We start from the raw sequence: 17,478 nt of genomic DNA, 5'->3' as shown, positions 1-17,478 counted from the left end.
CGGCGGCCAAGGTCTTAGAGGAGGATGCTCGAGACCGGCAGCGCCGAGTCCGTAGCGAAGGAGAGGCCGCTGGGGGTACCGCCGTCCATCACGATCTGCGCGCCCAGCGAGGCCACCATCGCCCCGTTGTCGGTGCACAGCGACGCCGGCGGCACGGTGAGCTCGATGCCCGCCGCGGCGCACCGCTCGGCGGTCAGGGCGCGCAGGCGCGAGTTCGCTGCCACTCCCCCGCCCAGCAGCAGGTTGGTGATGCCGTTCTCCGTGCACGCGAGGACGGCCTTGGCGGTGATGACGTCGACCACCGCCTCCTGGAAGGACGCGCCGATGTCGGCCACCGGGACCGGTTCCCCGTTGGCCTCGAACTGTTCGACGCTGCGCGCCACCGCCGTCTTCAGTCCGCTGAAGGACCAGTCGTAGCGGTGCGGTCCGGGATTCTCGGCGGTTCCCATGTACTTGGGCTGGGTCAGGCCGCGGGGGAACCGGAAGGCCCGCGGATCGCCCTGCGCGGCGACGCGGTCGATGGCCGGACCGCCGGGGTAGCCGAGGCCGAGGATGCGCGCCGTCTTGTCGTACGCTTCCCCGGCGGCGTCGTCGATGGTCGAGCCCAGCAGCGTCACGTCCGAGGCGATGCTTCCCACCTTGAGGATTTCGGTGTGGCCCCCGGAGACCAGCAGCGCGCCGAGGTTTGGCGGGACGCCGTCGGTGAACGTGCCTCCGAGCAGGCCGACGCCCACGTGGGCCACCAGGTGGTTCACCGCGTAGAGAGGCTTCCCGGTGGCTACGGCCAGCGCCTTGGCCGCGGCCACCCCCACCATGAGCGCCCCAGACAGTCCGGGTCCGGTGGTGACGGCGATCGCGTCGATGTCCTCAAGGCCCACCCCTGCTTCGGTGAGGGCCTGCTGCAGGGTGGGTACGAACGCGTCGAGGTGGGCGCGGGAGGCGATCTCGGGGATCACCCCGCCGAAGCGGACGTGTTCGTCCATGGACGAGGAGACGACATTGGCGAGCAGCCGGGTGCCGGCGACGACGCCGACGCCGGTTTCGTCGCAGGAGGATTCGATGCCGAGCACCAGCGGTGCGCTGCGGTTCATGGCCGGTCTCCTTCGGTGCCGCTGCTGTTTCCGGCGGTACTCTCGTCGTCGTTGTCGCCGGCCGTGTCGTTGGTGTCGCCGCCGTTCGGGCCGGATTCCGGGCCGCCGTCCCCGGGGGCGCCCCCGGGCGGCAGTTCCAGGCGCATCACCCAGGCGTCGACGCCGTCGCGGTAGTACCGGCGGCGGGTTGAGATTTTCGTGAACCCGGTGCGGGTGTAGAGCAGCTGGGCGCGGGGGTTGTCGGCGCGGACCTCCAGCAGGACCTCCCGGGCGCCGCGCCGGGCGGCCTCGGCGAGCAGCTCGTGCAGCATTGCCGTGCCGATGCCGCGGCCCTCGTGGCCCGGGAGGACGGCGATGGTTTGGATATCGGCCGTAGTGTCGATGGTCATCACCCCGGCATAGCCAACGATCGCCCCGTCCACCTCGGCCACGATGTAACGGCGGGTGTCGGGGCGGAAGAACTCCTCGTAGAACATTTGCAGGGGCCAGGCGTCGATGGGGAAGAGCTCCTGCTCAAGCGAACCGACCGTCTTGATGTCCTCGTAGTCGAGGTCCCGCAGGCTGAAGCTCATGAGCCGACCTTCTTCCGGGCCCCGGGAACCTTCGCGTCGGATTCCCTCAGGTACAGCGGGGTGGTGTCCAGCAGCGGAACTCCGGCGGCGAGCCGGGCCGAGGCGGTCCGGCCCAGAGCCGCCGCGTGCGGCAGGGCCGTGGCGAAGGCGTCGACGGCGTGCAGCTCCTCCCGGTACAGCCCGGCCCCGGCGCCGAAAACCGGAAGCGCCGGCAGCTGGGCCGCCGGGCCCACGTGCGGGCCGTCGACCAGGACCGGAAGCCCGTGCGGGGCCTCCGGGCCCCGGTAGCGGGCCCAGTACACCTCGCGCCGGCGGGCATCGGTGGCGATGAGGAACTCGCCCTCGGCCGCCGGGTCCGCGGCGGCCTCGAAGGCGAGGGCGTCGAGGCTCATAACCCCGTGCAGTGGCACGCCCCAGACGAACGCGAGGGTGCGTGCGGTGGCCAGGCCGGCCCGCAGGCCGGTGAACGGGCCGGGTCCGACCCCGGCGGCGATGGCTCCAAGGTCCGGGCCGGCCACGCCGGCACCGCGGAGCAGGTCCTGAACCGCGGGCGCGAGGACCTCCGCATGGGAGCGCGTGTCCGTGCTCGCGAACCGGCCGATGACGGTGTCGCCGTCGAGGAGCGCGGCGCTGGCGGCGGCTGAGGTGTCCAGGGCAAGAAGAAGCACCGTAACAGCCTAGTCGAGCAGCCCGGGCGGCGGCCCTGCCGACCAGCGGGGGCCGAAGCCCGCGACGCGCACTTCCCGCTCTTCGTCCACGTCGTCGCTGAAGTCGGTGGTGATTCCCGCCCCGCCCGCCGCGGAACCGGCGCCGGTGGGCCGGGTGATGGTGATTTCGAGCCGGCTGTCGGAAAGGTGCTCGGCGCGTCCGGCCCCCCATTCGATGACCGTCACGCTCGAGTCGAGGGTGGCCTCAAGGTCGAGGTCGTCGATCTCCTCGGTCCCGTCGAGCCGGTAGGCATCGACGTGCACCAGTCCCGGGCCGCCGGTGAGGGAGGGGTGGTTGCGGACCAGGATGAAGGTGGGGGAAATGACGGTGCCGCGCACGCCGAGGCCGCGGCCCAGGCCCTGGGTGAACGTCGTCTTTCCCGCACCGAGCCCGCCGGTGAGGATCAGCAGGTCCCCTCCCCGCAGTATCGGCCCCAGGTCCTCGGCGAGGGACTGGAGTTCGGCGGCGGAATGGACGGACCGGCTGCGCAGCCAGTGCTGGGCCGGCTCAGTCACCGGCGTGGCCCTTGTTGAGGTAGGTGCGCGGGACACGGCCGCTGATGCGGGTGACAATCTCGTAGTTGATCGTCCCGGAGGCGGCGGCCCATTCCTCGACGGGCGGGTCGCCGGCGCCCCCGAAGAGGACCGCCCGGTGGCCGAGCGGGCTCCGTTCCGTGCCGATCAGGCCTTGCGTGCCGAAGTCCACGACCAGTTGGTCCATCGCAATCCGGCCGACGGCGGGGTAGGTGCGCCCGTCGATCCGCACCGGCCCCCCGGTGGCGATGCGCGGAACCCCGTCGCCGTAGCCGGTGGGGATCAGGCCGAGGGTGGTGGGCCGCTCCGTGCGGTAGGACAGCCCGTAGGAGACCCCTTGGCCGGCGGGGACCTCTTTGCAGCCGGCGACCACGGTGGCGAAGGTCATGGCCGGGCGCAGGCCGAGGTCCTCCGCGCTCTGGTCGGAGAAGGGTGAGAGCCCGTACATGCCGAGGCCCACCCGCACCATGTCGAAGTGGCAGTCGGGACGGGAGAGGGTGCCCGGCGTGTTCGCCAGGTGGCGCACCTCGAGGTCCGCGCCGGCGTCCTCGGCGACGGCCACGGCGTCCCGGAAGCGGCGCAGCTGCTCGTCCGTCTCGGGGCGGTGCGGTTCGTCGGCGACGGCGAGGTGGGAGAACACCCCCACCACCCGCAGCAGGCCCTCCTCCTGGTGTTCGAGCGCCCGGTCCAAAAGGTCTTCCCACAGCTCCGGGGGGCAGCCGTTGCGGCCCAACCCGGTGTCGATCTTTAAGTGCACGCGTGCTGGCCGTTCGAGCCGGCGGGCCGCCGCCACGACGTGGTCAAGTTCCCAGCCGGAGACCCCGATGTCGATGCCCTGCTCAATGCCTCCCGCGAAATCGCTCTCCGGGGTGTGGAGCCAGGCCAGCACCGGGGCCTCGAGGCCCGCGCGCCGCAGGTCCAGCGCCTCCGAGATGTGCGCCGTGCCCAGCCAGGAGGCTCCCGCCTCAAGCGCCGCCTTCGCGACGGCGACCGCGCCATGGCCGTATCCGTCCGCCTTGACGACCGCCATGACGCGGGCCGGACTGGCCACCTCGAGCAGGTGCCGGAGGTTGTGCCGGATGGCCTCAAGGTCAACTTCAACGGCGCGTTCGGTGGGGGCGGAAGAAAAACTCACTTGCCCTATTCTGCCACCGTCGCCGGTTGGGTCCCCCTCAGGCATCGGAATGGCGGGCGATGGTCGCCGACGCGCGGCGCACCGCCTCCACGGGGACATCGGAGACGAGGTGCTCCAGGAACCCGTAGCGGCGCACCCACTGCCGGCGGACGCCGTCCCGGGTTGAACTTGTTCGGTGCCACCAGTCGGCGATGTCGCCCCAGCCGGGGGCCGCGAGGGAGCCGCCGACCTCCTGCACCGACAGGGACGCGCACAGGTTGGCGAAGCTCAGCCGGTCCGCCAGGGAGAATCCGGCGAGGTCGGCCATGACGAACGCCGCACCGAAACAGTCGCCGGCGCCCGTTGGATCGTAGGCGGTCACAGGCAGCGCGGGCACCCACTCCTCCTCGCCGGTGAGGGAGTCGATGGCCATGGCGCCCTGCTGCCCTACGGTGACGACGGCCACTGGGACATGGTCGGCGAGCGCGTAGAGGGCCGCCCAGGGATCCTCGGTGCGCGTGTACGCCATCGCTTCGACGTCGTTGGGCATGAACGCGTAGAAGTGGCCGAGCGTGGTGAGGACCTGCGGGGCCCATTCCCCGTGGGGATCCCAGCCCACATCCCCGTAGAGCCGGGTGCCGTTGGCGGTCGCGGCAGCCGCCCACGGCTCAAGTTCCCCGCCGACGCTGACGATGGCAGCCCGGCAGCGGGGTGGAACGCCGATGAGTTCGGAGGCGCTCAGCGGCGGGGCGTGCCCGTGGGTCACCAGCGAGCGGTCCCGGTCCACCGAGAGGGAGACGGTGACCGGGGAGTGCCAGTTTCGAAAGACCTGGGAGCGTGAGAGGTCGACGTGCTCCTGGTCCTTGAGGATGTCCCAGTTGAACTGGCCGTAGCCGTCGTCGGAGAACGCCGCGGCGAGGGTGGTGTGGAGGCCGAGGCGGGCCGCGGCGATGGCCTGGTTTGCGATCCCGCCGGGGCTGGAGCCCATTCCGTCGGTCCACACCTCGGTGCCGGGGCGCGGGAGCTGATCCAGCCCGGTGAAGGTGATGTCGAAGAAGACCTGGCCGGCCAGCAGGAGGTCGAATTCGGGGTCGTCCGGAGACCGCCGCCCGGCGAGGGGGTCGAAGCGGTGCTGCTTAGCCATGTAGGGCACAATACTCGCTGCCCCGGACTGAAAGGAGCCGAGGTGGGTGGAAGGCAGGCGGCGCGCGGGCGCGGTGTGCTTGAATCTGCCTAGTGCGGCGCCGTCCGGCCCGGGACCGACGGGAGGTTGAGGAGGACCATGAAGCTTGTGATTGTCGGAGGCGGGGGCTTCCGCGTTCCCCTGGTCTACCGCGCGCTGGGCTCCGGCCGGTTCGCGGGCCTCATCGACTCCCTCACCCTCGTCGACGCCGACCCCGGACGGGCCCTCGCGGTGGCCCGGGTCCTGGCGGCACTGCCCTCCGGGGCCGAGGGTCCCACCCGGTTCCCCGCCGTCACCGTCGAACCCGACCTCGACGAGGCCCTGCGGGGAGCTGATATCGTCTTCGCCGCGATCCGCAGCGGCGGCACGTCCGGGCGGGTCCTCGATGAACGGGTCGCGCTGGCCGAGGGGCTGCTGGGCCAGGAGACCGTCGGAGCGGGCGGGATCTCCTACGCGCTGCGGTCCATCCCAGCCATGCTGGAGCTCGCGCGGAGGATGGCCGAGAAGTGCCCGCGGGCGTGGCTGGTCAACTTCACCAATCCCGCCGGCATGGTGACCGAGGCGCTCCAGCCCGTGCTGGGCCACCGCGTGATCGGCATCTGCGACTCCGCGTCGGGGCTGGTGGCCCGCGCCGCGGCCGCAGCCGGGCTTCCGTCCATCCCGGGATCCCTGGAGGGTGTCGACTACCTCGGGCTGAACCACCTGGGCTGGCTGCGGGGCCTGCACGCCGGCGGCGAGGACCGCCTGTCCGCCCTGCTGGCCGATCCGGTGCGCCTTTCCTCCTTTGAGGAAGGGCGGATCTTCGGTCCGGACCTGCTGCGGGTCCTCGGCGCCCTGCCCAACGAGTACCTGTTCTACTACTACTTCCACCGGGAGGCGCTGCGGGCCGTACGCTCGGCGGAGCGTACCCGCGGCGAGGTGCTCCTCGAACAGCAGAAACGGCTCTACACAGACCTTGCAGGGTCCGGGGACCCCCTTCGGGTGTGGGAGGCGGCCCGGCTCGAGCGGGAGAGCGGCTACCTCGCCGAGGCGCGGGGTGCCGGGGAGGAACGCGACGAGGCAGACCTCGCCGGAGGAGGCTATGAGCGCGTCGCCCTGCACCTGATGCATGCCCTGCTGACGGGGAACCCGGCCGAACTGATCCTCAACGTCCGCAACGGCGGCACGGTGCAGGGCCTGCCCGCGGACGCCGTCGTCGAGGTGCCGGCCCGGGTGTCAGCCGCAGGGGCCGTGCCGCTTCCCGCGGCCGGCCCGCCGACAGGGCACCAGCTGGGCCTGATGAGCGCCGTCAAGGCGGTCGAGCAGGAGGCGGTGCGGGCAGCCGTGCACGGGGACCGCGACGCCGCACTGCGGGCGTTCAGCCTGCATCCGCTGATCGACTCGGCGCACGCCGCGGCCGCAGTGCTCGCCGGGTACGAGCAGGCGTTTCCCGCCCTGCCGGCCGGCTGGCGGAACTGACCGGCCCCGTGACCGTCCCCGCCTGGAAACGGCGGAGCCCGCGTCCCGCAGAAGCGGCACGCAGGCTCCGGCCCGGTGGAACGGTGTCAGTCCTGCAGGGCCTCGGCCCACAGGTTGATCTCGGACTCGACGGCGAACTCATCGATCGCGCGCAGTTCCTCATTCGAGAACTCAAGGTTGGCCACCGCGCCGACGCTGCTCTCGAGCTGGGCGACGCTTGAGGCGCCCACGAGGGCCGAGGTGATCGGGGTGCCCTTGGCCTGCGGCCGCAGGACCCACGCGATCGCCATCTGGGCCAGGCTCTGTCCGCGGCCCGCTGCGATCTCGTTGAGCCCCCGGACCCGGCGCAGGTTGTCCTCGGAGAGGTGCTCCCCGGAGAGCGACTTATCCGCGGCCGCCCGCGAATCCGAGGGAACCCCGTTGAGGTAACGGTCGGTCAGCAGGCCCTGCGCCAGCGGCGAGAACGCGATGGAACCGGCGCCCACCGTCTCGAGGGCCTCCGGGAGGTTGGGGCTGCCGTTCTCCACCCAGCGGTTGAGCATGGAGTAGGAGGGCTGGTGGATCAGCAGCGGCGTGCCGAGGTCGCGCAGGATCGCGGCGGCCTCGATCGTCTTTTCCGGCGAGTAGGAGGAGATGCCCGCGTAGAGCGCACGGCCGGAGCGTACGGCGGTATCCAGGGCGCCCATGGTCTCCTCGAGCGGGGTTTCCGGGTCGGGGCGGTGGCTGTAGAAGATGTCGACGTAGTCAAGGCCCATGCGGTCCAGGGACTGGTCGAGGCTGGCCAGCAGGTACTTGCGGGAGCCGAAGTTGCCGTAGGGCCCGGGCCACATGTCGTATCCGGCCTTGCTGGAGATAATGAGCTCGTCCCGGAACGGCCGAAAGTCGTCGGCGAAGTGGCGCCCGAAGTTGGTCTCGGCGCTGCCGTAGGGGGGCCCGTAGTTGTTGGCCAGGTCAAAGTGGGTGATGCCAAGATCGAATGCCCGCCGCAGGATGGCACGCTGCGTGTCGAAGGGCTTGTCGTCCCCGAAGTTGTGCCACAGCCCGAGGGACACGGCTGGCAGGTGCAGCCCGCTGCGGCCGACGCGGCGGTAGGGCATGGAGTCGTAACGGTCATCTGCGGGGGAATAGGTCATGAAACCATCCTATGCGGACGCCCCGGCGCGGCCCCGCGCCCGGGTGGTCAGGCGTGGACTTCGGGGGTGGGCGTCCACCCCGGAGGAAGGGCCGCCCGGAGCGCGGAGACCCCGCGGTGGGCCGGGGCCTCGGCGGCGACGAACCCGTCGGGGCGCACCAGGTAGAACCGGTCCGGGCGCAGGCCCGCGGCGGGCGCAGCGGGGAACTGATGCACCGGCAGCCCGAGGGCCCGCCCGAGCGCGTCGGCCAGTTCGGTGTCGGTGTCGCCGTAGCTGTGGACCTGCCAGACGGCGTCGGCGAGCGGGGCGAAATTGGAGCCCGTCCACGGCAGGCGGCGCCCGACCACCCGGCCCCTGCGGCCGCGGGCCGCGGCCTTGGCCCCTTCGCTCATCCAGTAGTGGATGCGGATCTGCCCGAGGTACCCGGCGAACCGGGGGGCGATGGGCGCGGACGGCAGCAGGCGCACGGCCACCGGCCCAGCCAGGCGCGGAAGGATCCGCCGCAGCGTCCGGGCGGTGGTGGCACCGGAGGTGACGCCGGCGAAGACCCGATCGGTGACGCTGACCAGGCGCAGTGCGACGGGGCGCCGCTCCGCGTTGTAGCGGTCGAGCAGTTCCTCCCCCGCCCGTCCGGCGAGGACGTCGGCCAGTTTGAAGGCAAGGTTGTGGGCGTCCTGGAGCCCGGTGTTCATGCCCTGGGCCCCCACGGGTGAGTGGATGTGACCGGCGTCCCCGGCCAGGAACACGGGGCCGGCGCGGAAGGCTGCGGCCACCCGGTGGTGCACGCGGTAGGTGGAGAACCAGCGGGACGTGCCGTAGGTGACGCCGAAGAGCTCGCTCAGCCGCCCCCGCGCCACGTCCTCGACGATGTCGGCGGTGCCGGTGCTGCGCAGCACCCCGATCAGCCGGTGGTTGATCTCTCCCTCCTCCGTCCCCTTCAGGGGGAAAGCGAGCAGGAAGTCATCGCCGCTGAGCCGCAGTTCAACGGTGGCCGCCGAGAGGCCCTGGACGTCGAGGGCGTCGGCCACATAGAAGACGTGCTCGTTGGTGACGCCCTCAAAGGGGATGCCGCTCAGGGTCCGCACCGCGGAGGACCCACCGTCGCAGCCCACCACATAGCGGGCCGTGACGGTGAGGGGCCCGCCCGGGCCGGAGAGCACGGCCGTGGCACCGCCGGTGCGGGTGCTGAGCCCGGTCAGCCGCCGGTTCCACAGCACGTCACCTCCCCTGCGCTGCAGCTCGGCCAGGAGGATCCGCTCGTTCTTGCTCTGTTCGAGGAAGTGAAGCCCCGGGTGCGGGGTCAACCCTTCCCCGAGGGCCGCCAGGGGGATCTCACCGAAGGACCGCCGGCCGTAGCCTGGCTTGATGCTGAAGGCCTTCTGGGCCTGCTCGAGTACCGGGCCGATCACCCCCAGCTGGTCGTAGATCTCCATGGTGCGCGACTGGATCCCGAGCGCCCGTGACTCCCGGGTGGGTTCGCCCTTGCCGTCGGTGAGCACCGCGTCCACGCCGAGCCTGCGCAGCCACGCCGCGAGCATCAGTCCGGTGGGTCCGGCACCGACGATCAGCACGTCGGTGCTCACCTCGGAGGCGGCCATGGTCAGCCGGCCGTGAGCGAGAGGATGAGGGACGCGTGGCCCGGCAGGGTCACCGTGTCGGTCCCGGTGCGGACCCCGTCCACCGTGGACAGCAGCACCTGCGCGCCGCCGGCGGCCAGGGGGACCTCGCACTCGGCGGCGCCGAAGTTCAGGAGCACCGCGGTTCGCCCGCGTCGAAGCAGCAGCCAACGGGCCGCCTCGTCGAACTCCACCTCGATCGAGCGGAAGTCGCGGGTGTTAAGGTCCGGTTCGGTGGCCCGCAGCCGGATCAGCTCCCGGTAGGTCTCGAGCAGCTGCCGGTGTTCGGGCTTTTCGCTTTCGGCCCAGTCGAGCTTGGCCGACTCGAAGGTCGCCGGGTCCTGCGGGTTGGGCACCGCGTCGGGGTCCCACCCCATGCGTTCGAACTCGCGAAGCCGTCCCTCGGCGGTGGCCCTGCCCAGTTCCGGCTCGGGATGGGAGGTGAAGAACGGCCACGGGGTGGTGGCGCCGTACTCCTCGCCCATGAACAGCATGGGTGTGAAGGGCCCGGCGATGGTCAGCACCGCCGCCTGCGCGAGCTGGGCGGGGTTCAGCGCGGCGCTGATCCGGTCACCGGCGGCCCGGTTTCCGATCTGGTCGTGGTTCTGGGCGCAGACGACCAGCTGCAGCGGGGACACCCGGTCGGCGTCGAGGCGCCGGCCGTGACTGCGCTCCCGGAAGGAGGAGTAGGTCCCATTGTGGAAGAACCCCTCCTTCAGGACCTTGGCGAGTGCGCCCACGGAGTTGAAGTCGGCGTAGTAACCCTCGGTCTCGCCGGTGAGGTTCACGTGCACGGCGTGGTGGAAGTCGTCGCTCCACTGCCCGGCGAGCCCGTAGCCGTTCACGCTGCGGGCCTCGATGAGGCGTGGATTGTTGAGATCGGACTCCGCGATGAGGAACAGGGGCTTGCCGAGCTCCGCCGCGCACGCGTCGGTCTCGGCGGCGAATTCCTCGAGGATGTGCACGGCGCGTTCGTCGTGCAGCGCGTGGACTGCGTCAAGCCGCAGCCCGTCGACGTGGTAATCGCGGAACCACATGAGCAAGTTCTCGACGACGTAGCGCCGGACCTCGTCGGACGCCGGGCCGTCGAGGTTCAGGGAGTCGCCCCAGGTGTTGCTCAGGCCCTCGGTGAGGTACGGGCCGAACTGGCCGAGGTAGTTGCCGCTGGGCCCCAGGTGGTTGTAGACGACGTCCTGGATGACCCCGAGGCCGCGCTGGTGGGCGGCGTCCACGAAGCGCTGGTAGGCCGCCGGGCCGCCGTAGGTCTCCTGGACGGCGTACCAGAGCACCCCGTCGTAGCCCCAGTTGTGCGTTCCGTTGAACGCGTTGACCGGGAGGAGTTCGATATACCGGACGCCGAGGTCCGCGAGGTAGTCGAGCCGTTCGATGGCGGCGTCGAGGGTCCCCTCCCGGGTGAAGGTGCCAAGGTGCATCTCGTAGATCACCCCGCCGTCCATCCCGGGTGAGGACCAGCCGGCGTCCTGCCAGTCGTGGGCTGCAGGGTCGAAGGTCCGGGACAGCGCGTGGACCCCGTCGGGCTGGCGGCGCGAGCGCGGATCCGGCACGGCCGTGGTCGACCCGTTCACCTTGTACCCGTAGTCGATTCCGGGCCCGGAGGGGGCTTCCGCCGGGGCGTGCCACCAGCCGCCGGTGGAGGCACTCATTGGGTAGTCGGTGCCGTTGGCGGTCAGAATCAGGGACTCGGCGCGGGGTGCCCAGACGTCGAACGTGCTCATGCTGCATCCTCCTTGGTGAGAAGCGCTACGGGTAGGGCTGAGAACAGGTCGGCGACCGGGAGGCTGCCGCCGTCGAACGTTTCGCCGGTGAGGGCGGAGGTGTAGCGCCCTTCAGGAAGCTCAACGGTGGTGCTGTTCCAGCCGCCGGCTTTGTCGAGTCCGGCGGGCAGGCGCGTGACGAACGTCAGGGCGCCGCCGCGGTCGAAGGCGAAGAGGTGGTCCGCGGCGGGCCCGGAGGCGTGGACCGCCTCGTAGCCGGCGAACAACTCCGGCCGGTCCCGTCGCAGCCGCAGCGCGCGGGAGACGACGAGCAGCTTGGCCCGCCCGTCCGCGCCGACCGCGGGCTGGGCGCCGAAGTCGAGGTCCGTAAGGGCCTGCTTCCGGGCCCCGTAGTCGACCTCCCGGCGGTTGTCGGGGTCGACGAGGGAGGTGTCCCAGAACTCGGTGCCCTGGTAGACGTCGGGGACGCCGGGCATCGTGAGCTGCAGGAGCTTCATCGCCAGGGAGTTCGACCACCCGGCGTGCTGAATCCGCTCCACAAAGGAGGTCAGAAGCTCCGACACGCGCGCGTCGTCGAAAGCGGCGTCGACGGCGGCGTGCATCGCCGATTCGAATTCCTCGTCCGGTGCGGTCCAGTGGGTGCTGGCGTCGGCCTCGCGGGCGGCCTTTTCGGCGTAGGCATGGGCGCGTTCCCGGCTCAGCGGCCACGCCCCGATGAGGGACTGCCACAGCAGCGGCGCGAAGGACGCGTCGCCGATCGGCGCGGCCTCGTTGAGAGCGGCCAGGGCCGAGGCCCACTCCCCGGGCAGTTCGGAGAGGACGGTGATGCGTGCCCGGGTGTCCTCGCTGCGCTTGGTGTCGTGGGTGCTGAGCGTGGTCATCGACAGCGGGTTTCCGGTCGAGCGTCCCAGCAGGCGCCGGTGCATCTCCAGCGGGTTGAGCGCGAAGATCGACGGATCCGCGCCCACTTCGTTGAGGGAGACGAGCCGGTTGTAGCGGTAGAACGCGGTGTCCTCCACGCCCTTGGCCATGACCATGCCGGAGGTCTGCTGGAACCTGCGGGACAGTTCCGAGAGTGCGGCGTCGGGCCCGCCCTCAAGGAAGGGGTCGAGGAGCGGGTGGAGGGTCTTGACGGCGGCGGCCAGGTCGGGGCGGCGCACCGAGGCATCCCGCACGGCGTCGGCGAGGTAACCGGCGCCGTCGGGCAGGTAGCTGCGGTAGACGGGGAAGCAGGTCAGCAGCTCGGCCAGGGCATCGGCGGCCTCTGCCGGGTCAAGGCCCGCATCGCCGGGGACGAGCCGGGCCAACCGCAGCACCTCCGAGCGCAGGATCCCGTCGGTGATGCCGCGCTTGGTGCCGTGGATCATCTCGTGGAACGGCTCGACGGGGACCAGGGAGGTGAGTTCGTGTTCCCCGGCCGGGTCGGTGAAGAGCCGGTCGATCTCGGCGAGCGCGTCGTAGCCGGTGGTTCCCTCGCAGGCCCAGCCCTCCGGAAGCTCCTCCCCCGGTTCGAGGATCTTCTCCACCAGAACGTAGGCGCCGCCGGTGAGCCGGCGCAGGTCCGCGAGGTAGCCGACGGGGTCGGCCAGCCCGTCCGGGTGGTCGATGCGCAGCCCGTCCACGAGGGCGTCCTCGAACCAGCTGCGGACCTGGCTGTGGCTTTCCTCGAAGACCCAGGGCACCTCGACGCGCAGGCCGGCGAGGGTGTTCACGCCGAAGAAGCGGCGGTAGTTCAGTTCGCTGTCGGCGCGGCGCCAGTTCACCAACTCGTAGTGCTGCCGGCCGTGGACCTCGGCCGCGGTGTCCCCGGGGCCGAACGACCCCTCGGCGAGGGGGAAGCGGTGGTCGTAGTACCGCAGTTCGCCGTCGACGACCTCCAGGGCGGACTCCTTGTCCGGGCCGTCCCCGAGCACCGGAATCCGGATCCGGCCCCCGGCAGCGTCCCAGTCGACGTCGAACGCCTCCGCCATGCGCGAGTCCCTGCCCCCGCGGAGCAGCTCCCACCACCAAGGGTTGTCGGCCGGCGTCTCGATGCCCATGTGGTTCGGGACGATGTCAACGAGCACCCCCATCCCGGCGGCCCGCGCGGCGGCGGAAAGCTCGGAAAGAGCCTCCCGTCCGCCGCGGGCCGGGTCGACGGTGGCGGGGTCGGTGACGTCGTACCCGTGGCCGGAGCCCTTCTCCGCCGTCAGGATCGGCGACAGGTACACCCAGTCCACTCCGAGGTCGTGCAGGTACGGCACCAGGGCCGCGGCTTCGCGCAGGTCGAACTCGTTTCGAATCTGCAGCCGGTAGGTCGATTTCGGTGTCTTCACGCATTTCCTCCTGGAGCGATGGGGGTACTGCTGGGCGCCGGGCCCGTGCGGGCCCGGCGGTGCCGGTTGATGCAGGACGGCGGACGCGCCGCCGGGTTAGGCCGAGCCGGTCTTGGACGTGACCTCGTTGGCGAGGATCGCCAGCGACGCCGCCACCGAGTGGTCGACATCTTCGGCCTCCGCGTGGGCCCGCAGCACGACCATCGACTTGCCCTCGATGGAGGTGACGGTTCCGGCGGGGACGGCCTCCGTGTCGGCGTACTTGCCTGCGGTGTCGATCACGATGTCCCAGGCCGGTGCGTACTCCTCGGCCGGGATGGTGAACTCCACCGCTTCGTCGTGGGCGTTGAAGTACATCAGGAAGTTGGCGTCGGTGATGCGCTGGCCGCGCGCGTCGCGTCCGCGGATGCCCTGCCCGTTGAGGAAGACTCCGATCGAGCGGCCGAAGCCGCTGTCCCAGTCCTCGGGTGCCATCAGCTCTCCGGAGGTGTCGAGCCACACGATGTCCGGCAGTGCCTCGCCCTCGCCCCGGCGGACCGGGCGGCCGTCGAAGAAGCGGCGGCGGCGGAAGGTCGGGTGCTCTGACCGCAGGCGGTTCACGGCAGCCGTGAACTCGAGCAGGGGCTGGTCCATCTTGTCCCAGTGCACCCAGCTGAGCTCGGAGTCCTGGGCGTAGGTGTTGTTGTTGCCGTCCTGGGTGCGCCCGAGCTCGTCGCCGTGCAGGAGCATGGGGACGCCCTGGGAGAGCAGCAGGGTGGCGATGAAGTTGCGCTGCTGGCGTGCCCGCAGCCCCAGCACCGTCGGGTCGTCGGTGGGGCCTTCGACGCCGCAGTTCCAGGAGCGGTTGTGCGATTCGCCGTCGTTGTTGTTCTCGCCGTTCGCCTCGTTGTGCTTCTCGTTGTAGGAGACGAGGTCGCGCAGGGTGAAGCCATCGTGGGCGGTGACGAAGTTGATCGAGGCCACGGGCCGCCGGGCGGAGTGCTCGTAGAGATCGGCTGAGCCGGTGAGACGTGAGGCGAATTCGCCGATGCTTGAGTGCTCTCCGCGCCAGAAGTCGCGGACCGTGTCGCGGTACTTGCCGTTCCACTCGGTCCACTGCGGCGGGAAGTTGCCCACCTGGTAGCCGCCGGGCCCGACGTCCCACGGCTCGGCGATGAGCTTCACCTGGGAGACCACCGGGTCCTGCTGGACGAGTTCGAAGAACGCCGAGAGCCGGTCGACCTCGTAGAACTCGCGGGCCAGGGCGGAAGCGAGGTCGAAGCGGAAGCCGTCGACGTGCATCTCGGTCACCCAGTAGCGCAGGGAGTCCATGAGCAGCTGCAGCGAGTGGGGGTTGCCGACATTCAAGGAGTTGCCCGTGCCGGTGTAGTCCATGTAGTACTGCTTGTCGTCTTCAACGAGGCGGTAGTAGGCCGAGTTGTCGATGCCGCGCATGGAGAGGGTCGGGCCGAGGTGGTTGCCCTCCGCCGTGTGGTTGTACACCACGTCGAGGATCACTTCGATCCCGGCCAGGTGCAGCTCCTTGACCATCGCCTTGAACTCCTGGACCTGCTCGCCCTGGTCTCCTGCGGAGCCGTAGCTGTTGTGCGGGGCGAAGAACCCAATGGTGTTGTAGCCCCAGTAGTTGGAGAGCCCCTTTTCCTGCAGGGTGCTGTCGTTGACGAACTGGTGCACGGGCATCAGTTCGATCGCTGTGACGCCAAGCTTCTGCAGGTGGGCCACGACAGCGGGGTGCGCGACGCCGGCGTAGGTGCCGCGCTGCTCCTCGGGGACCTCCGGGTGCAGCTGGGTCAGGCCCTTGACGTGCGCCTCGTAGATGACCGACTGGTGGTAGGGGGTGCGCGGCATGCGGTCACCGTCCCAGTCGAAGAACGGGTTGACCACGACGCCGAGCATCATGTGCGGGGCGGAGTCGTCGTTGTTGACGGAGTTCTCGTCGCCGAAGTTGTAGCCGAAGAGCGCCTGGTCCCAGTCAATCTGTCCGTGGACGGCCTTGGCATACGGGTCGAGCAGCAGCTTGTTCGGATTGCAGCGGTGCCCCTCGGCGGGGTTGTTCGGGCCGTGGACCCGGTAGCCGTACTTCTGTCCCGGGGCGACCTGCGGCAGGTAGCCGTGCCAGACGTAACCGTCGACTTCCTTCAGCGGGATCTGCGTCTCGGTGCCGTCCCCCTCGAACAGGCAGAGCACGACGGACTCCGCAATTTCACTGTAAAGCGCGAAGTTCGTCCCCGTACCGTCATAGGTCGCCCCCAGGGGATATGCTTCGCCGGGCCATAGTTCCATGTTTGTGCTCCTTGGTGTGTTCATCGAAAGTTCGTTGGTGGGGGAAAAAGTCAGGGTGGGCCGGGGCTGCCGGTGCGGGGCCCGGGGCCGGTGATCCGTGCCGGCAGGCGGTGTCGACCGCGGCCGGCGTCGGGACGGCTTCCTCTGGTGTACCTCACGCGGGTAACGGGCACGTGAACACCGGTCAATCCGGTACCGCCAACAGGCCGGCGACGACCGCGCCGATCTCCCCCGGAAGGTCCGAGACGATGACCGGGCCCCGCCGCGCCGCACGCTGGCCGGCCCGGCCGTGGATCAGCGCCGCGGCCGCGGCCACCGCGGCCCACTTGGCGCCTTCCGGCACGCCGGCCCGGGCGGCGGCAGGGCCGTCCCCGGCCGCAGCGGCGGCGAGGGCGCCGAGGATGCCCGCGAGGGTGTCCCCCGACCCTGCGGTCGCCAGCCAGGGCGTGGCGTCGGCCTGGCTGAAGACCTCCCCGCTCGGCGCTGCGGTCACCGTGGTGTAGCCCTTGAGCAGCACGGTGGCCCCGGTGAGGCGCGCCGTCTCCAGCGCGTACTCGGCCGGTGATGCCTCGATGGCGTCGCGGGTGACCGGGCGGCCGCGGCCGCCGAGGAAGGCGACCAGCTCGCCGGCGTGCGGGGTGAGGATCACCTGGGGGCCAACCGTCCGGGGCACCTCGGCGAGGGCTCCGGCGTCGACCACGACGGGCAGCCCGCTGGTGATCGCGTCCCGCGCACGGCGGGCCTGCTCGGGGTCACCGACCGCTCCGGGTCCGACGAGCCAGGCCTGGGATCGCGCCTCGGCGACACCCCCGGTGGAGCACACCGCCTCGGGGTGGACGCTGTTGATGAGGGCTCCGACGCTCCTCGGTCCGAGGTAGCGCACCATGCCGATGCCGGTGGCCAGGGCGGCACCGGTGGCCAGGACCGCGGCACCCGGGTACTGCTCGGAGCCGGCGGCGATGCCGAGGACCCCGCGGGTGTATTTGTGGTCGGCGGTCCGGGGCCTGCGGTAGAGCGCGGCGGCGTCGGCGAGTTCGAGCCTGCGGATCGCAGGTGCGGGCGCGGCGCCGTTGGACAGCCCCAGGCCGATGTCGATGACGTTGAGTTCCCCGGCCGCGAGCGCTCCGGCTCCGGTGAGCAGCCCGGCCTTGGCGGCCCCGAAGGTCGCCGTGGCGTCGGCGCGCAGCACCGGGCCCTCGATCCGCCCGGAGTCCAGGTCGACCCCGCTGGGTCCGTCACAGGCCAGCACCTGCGGCCGACGGTCGCCCCGCGGGCCCGCCTTGGCGTTGACCGCGTCGATCAGGTTCGCCACCGGGCCGCGGAGGGCTCCGCTGGCGCCGGTGCCGAGGACGCCGTCGATGATCAGGTCCGCTGCGGCGCACCGGGCGGCCAGCGCGTCCGTGTTGTCAGCGGTGAGCCGTTCGAGGCGGCCTCCGGCTGCGGTGAAGACAGCCAGGGCGTCGGGGTGGATCCGTTCGGAGAGCGCGATGGCGGTGGCGCCCATGCCGCGCCGGGCCAGCCGCGCCGCGGCGTAGAGTGCGTCGCCGCCGTTGTTGCCGCCGCCGGCCAGCACCACGACCGTGCGCCCGTACAGGCCGCCGGAGTCCCGCAGCATGCCGGCCGCCACGGCGAACAGCCCGTGTGCGGCCTTCTGCATCAGCGCAGCGCCCTGCCCGGCGGCGAGGAGGGGTTCCTCGGCTGAGCGGACCTGGCCGGCGGTGAAGGCTTGAAGCATA

13 protein-coding genes are annotated in these 17,478 nt (G+C 71.1%); 1 reads left to right on the top strand and 12 read right to left on the bottom strand.

What is annotated here, in order from left to right:
• Positions 1-14 precede the first annotated feature (14 nt).
• The 6 genes from tsaD to E2F48_RS10885 are packed head-to-tail and all read right to left on the bottom strand — an operon-like array spanning position 15 to position 5,162.
• Entirely contained in the window at positions 15-1,091 is a 1,077-nt protein-coding gene (gene tsaD / locus E2F48_RS10910; RefSeq protein ID WP_133403972.1) for a tRNA (adenosine(37)-N6)-threonylcarbamoyltransferase complex transferase subunit TsaD, read from the bottom strand.
• Positions 1,088-1,663 (bottom strand): ribosomal protein S18-alanine N-acetyltransferase, encoded by a 576-nt coding sequence (rimI, locus tag E2F48_RS10905; RefSeq protein WP_133403971.1) that lies wholly within the window; start codon positions 1,661-1,663, stop codon positions 1,088-1,090. Before rimI ends, tsaD begins: the two co-directional genes overlap by 4 nt.
• Positions 1,660-2,331, bottom strand: a complete 672-nt coding sequence (gene tsaB / locus E2F48_RS10900) for a tRNA (adenosine(37)-N6)-threonylcarbamoyltransferase complex dimerization subunit type 1 TsaB (RefSeq protein WP_133403970.1) — start codon at positions 2,329-2,331, stop codon at positions 1,660-1,662. The genes rimI and tsaB overlap by 4 nt, the downstream gene beginning before the upstream one ends.
• 9 nt (positions 2,332-2,340) lie before the next feature.
• A complete protein-coding gene (gene tsaE, locus E2F48_RS10895; protein WP_133403969.1) occupies positions 2,341-2,886 on the bottom strand; it encodes a tRNA (adenosine(37)-N6)-threonylcarbamoyltransferase complex ATPase subunit type 1 TsaE in 546 nt (181 codons plus the stop codon).
• On the bottom strand, positions 2,879-4,084 hold the full coding sequence (gene alr, locus E2F48_RS10890) for an alanine racemase (RefSeq protein WP_133403968.1): 1,206 nt from the start codon (positions 4,082-4,084) through the stop codon (positions 2,879-2,881). The genes tsaE and alr overlap by 8 nt, the downstream gene beginning before the upstream one ends.
• A complete protein-coding gene (locus tag E2F48_RS10885; RefSeq protein ID WP_133403967.1) occupies positions 4,077-5,162 on the bottom strand; it encodes a PfkB family carbohydrate kinase in 1,086 nt (361 codons plus the stop codon). The genes alr and E2F48_RS10885 overlap by 8 nt, the downstream gene beginning before the upstream one ends.
• Positions 5,163-5,300: 138 nt before the next feature.
• Here E2F48_RS10885 and E2F48_RS10880 point away from each other — a divergent pair, with 138 nt between their 5' ends.
• On the top strand, positions 5,301-6,659 hold the full coding sequence (locus E2F48_RS10880; RefSeq protein ID WP_133403966.1) for a family 4 glycosyl hydrolase: 1,359 nt from the start codon (positions 5,301-5,303) through the stop codon (positions 6,657-6,659).
• An 86-nt stretch (positions 6,660-6,745) separates the two neighbouring features.
• Here the strand turns inward: E2F48_RS10880 and mgrA are convergent, their stop codons facing one another.
• The 6 genes from mgrA to E2F48_RS10850 all read right to left on the bottom strand — a co-directional run bounded on the left by mgrA (position 6,746) and on the right by E2F48_RS10850 (position 17,477).
• Complete coding sequence (gene mgrA / locus E2F48_RS10875; protein ID WP_133403965.1) at positions 6,746-7,792, bottom strand: L-glyceraldehyde 3-phosphate reductase; 1,047 nt, start codon at positions 7,790-7,792, stop codon at positions 6,746-6,748.
• Positions 7,793-7,839: 47 nt separating this feature from the next.
• A complete protein-coding gene (locus tag E2F48_RS10870; protein WP_133403964.1) occupies positions 7,840-9,390 on the bottom strand; it encodes an FAD-dependent monooxygenase in 1,551 nt (516 codons plus the stop codon).
• 2 nt (positions 9,391-9,392) lie between these two features.
• On the bottom strand, positions 9,393-11,144 hold the full coding sequence (treZ, locus tag E2F48_RS10865) for a malto-oligosyltrehalose trehalohydrolase (protein ID WP_133403963.1): 1,752 nt from the start codon (positions 11,142-11,144) through the stop codon (positions 9,393-9,395).
• Positions 11,141-13,459, bottom strand: coding sequence for a malto-oligosyltrehalose synthase (gene treY / locus E2F48_RS10860; protein ID WP_133403962.1), 2,319 nt, complete (start codon positions 13,457-13,459; stop codon positions 11,141-11,143). The genes treZ and treY overlap by 4 nt, the downstream gene beginning before the upstream one ends.
• A gap of 96 nt (positions 13,460-13,555) precedes the next feature.
• Positions 13,556-15,742, bottom strand: coding sequence for a glycogen debranching protein GlgX (gene glgX / locus E2F48_RS10855; protein ID WP_133403961.1), 2,187 nt, complete (start codon positions 15,740-15,742; stop codon positions 13,556-13,558).
• 184 nt (positions 15,743-15,926) lie between these two features.
• The gene (locus E2F48_RS10850; protein WP_133403960.1) at positions 15,927-17,477 is read right to left on the bottom strand and encodes an NAD(P)H-hydrate epimerase; all 1,551 of its coding nucleotides are present in this window, start codon (positions 17,475-17,477) and stop codon (positions 15,927-15,929) included.
• Position 17,478 lies beyond the last annotated feature (1 nt).

It is taken from the genome of Arthrobacter crusticola (assembly GCF_004357995.1).
Taxonomy (GTDB): domain Bacteria; phylum Actinomycetota; class Actinomycetes; order Actinomycetales; family Micrococcaceae; genus Arthrobacter_D; species Arthrobacter_D crusticola.
Note: the sequence above shows the minus strand (reverse complement) of the source record. Positions and strands in the feature narration are given on the sequence as shown.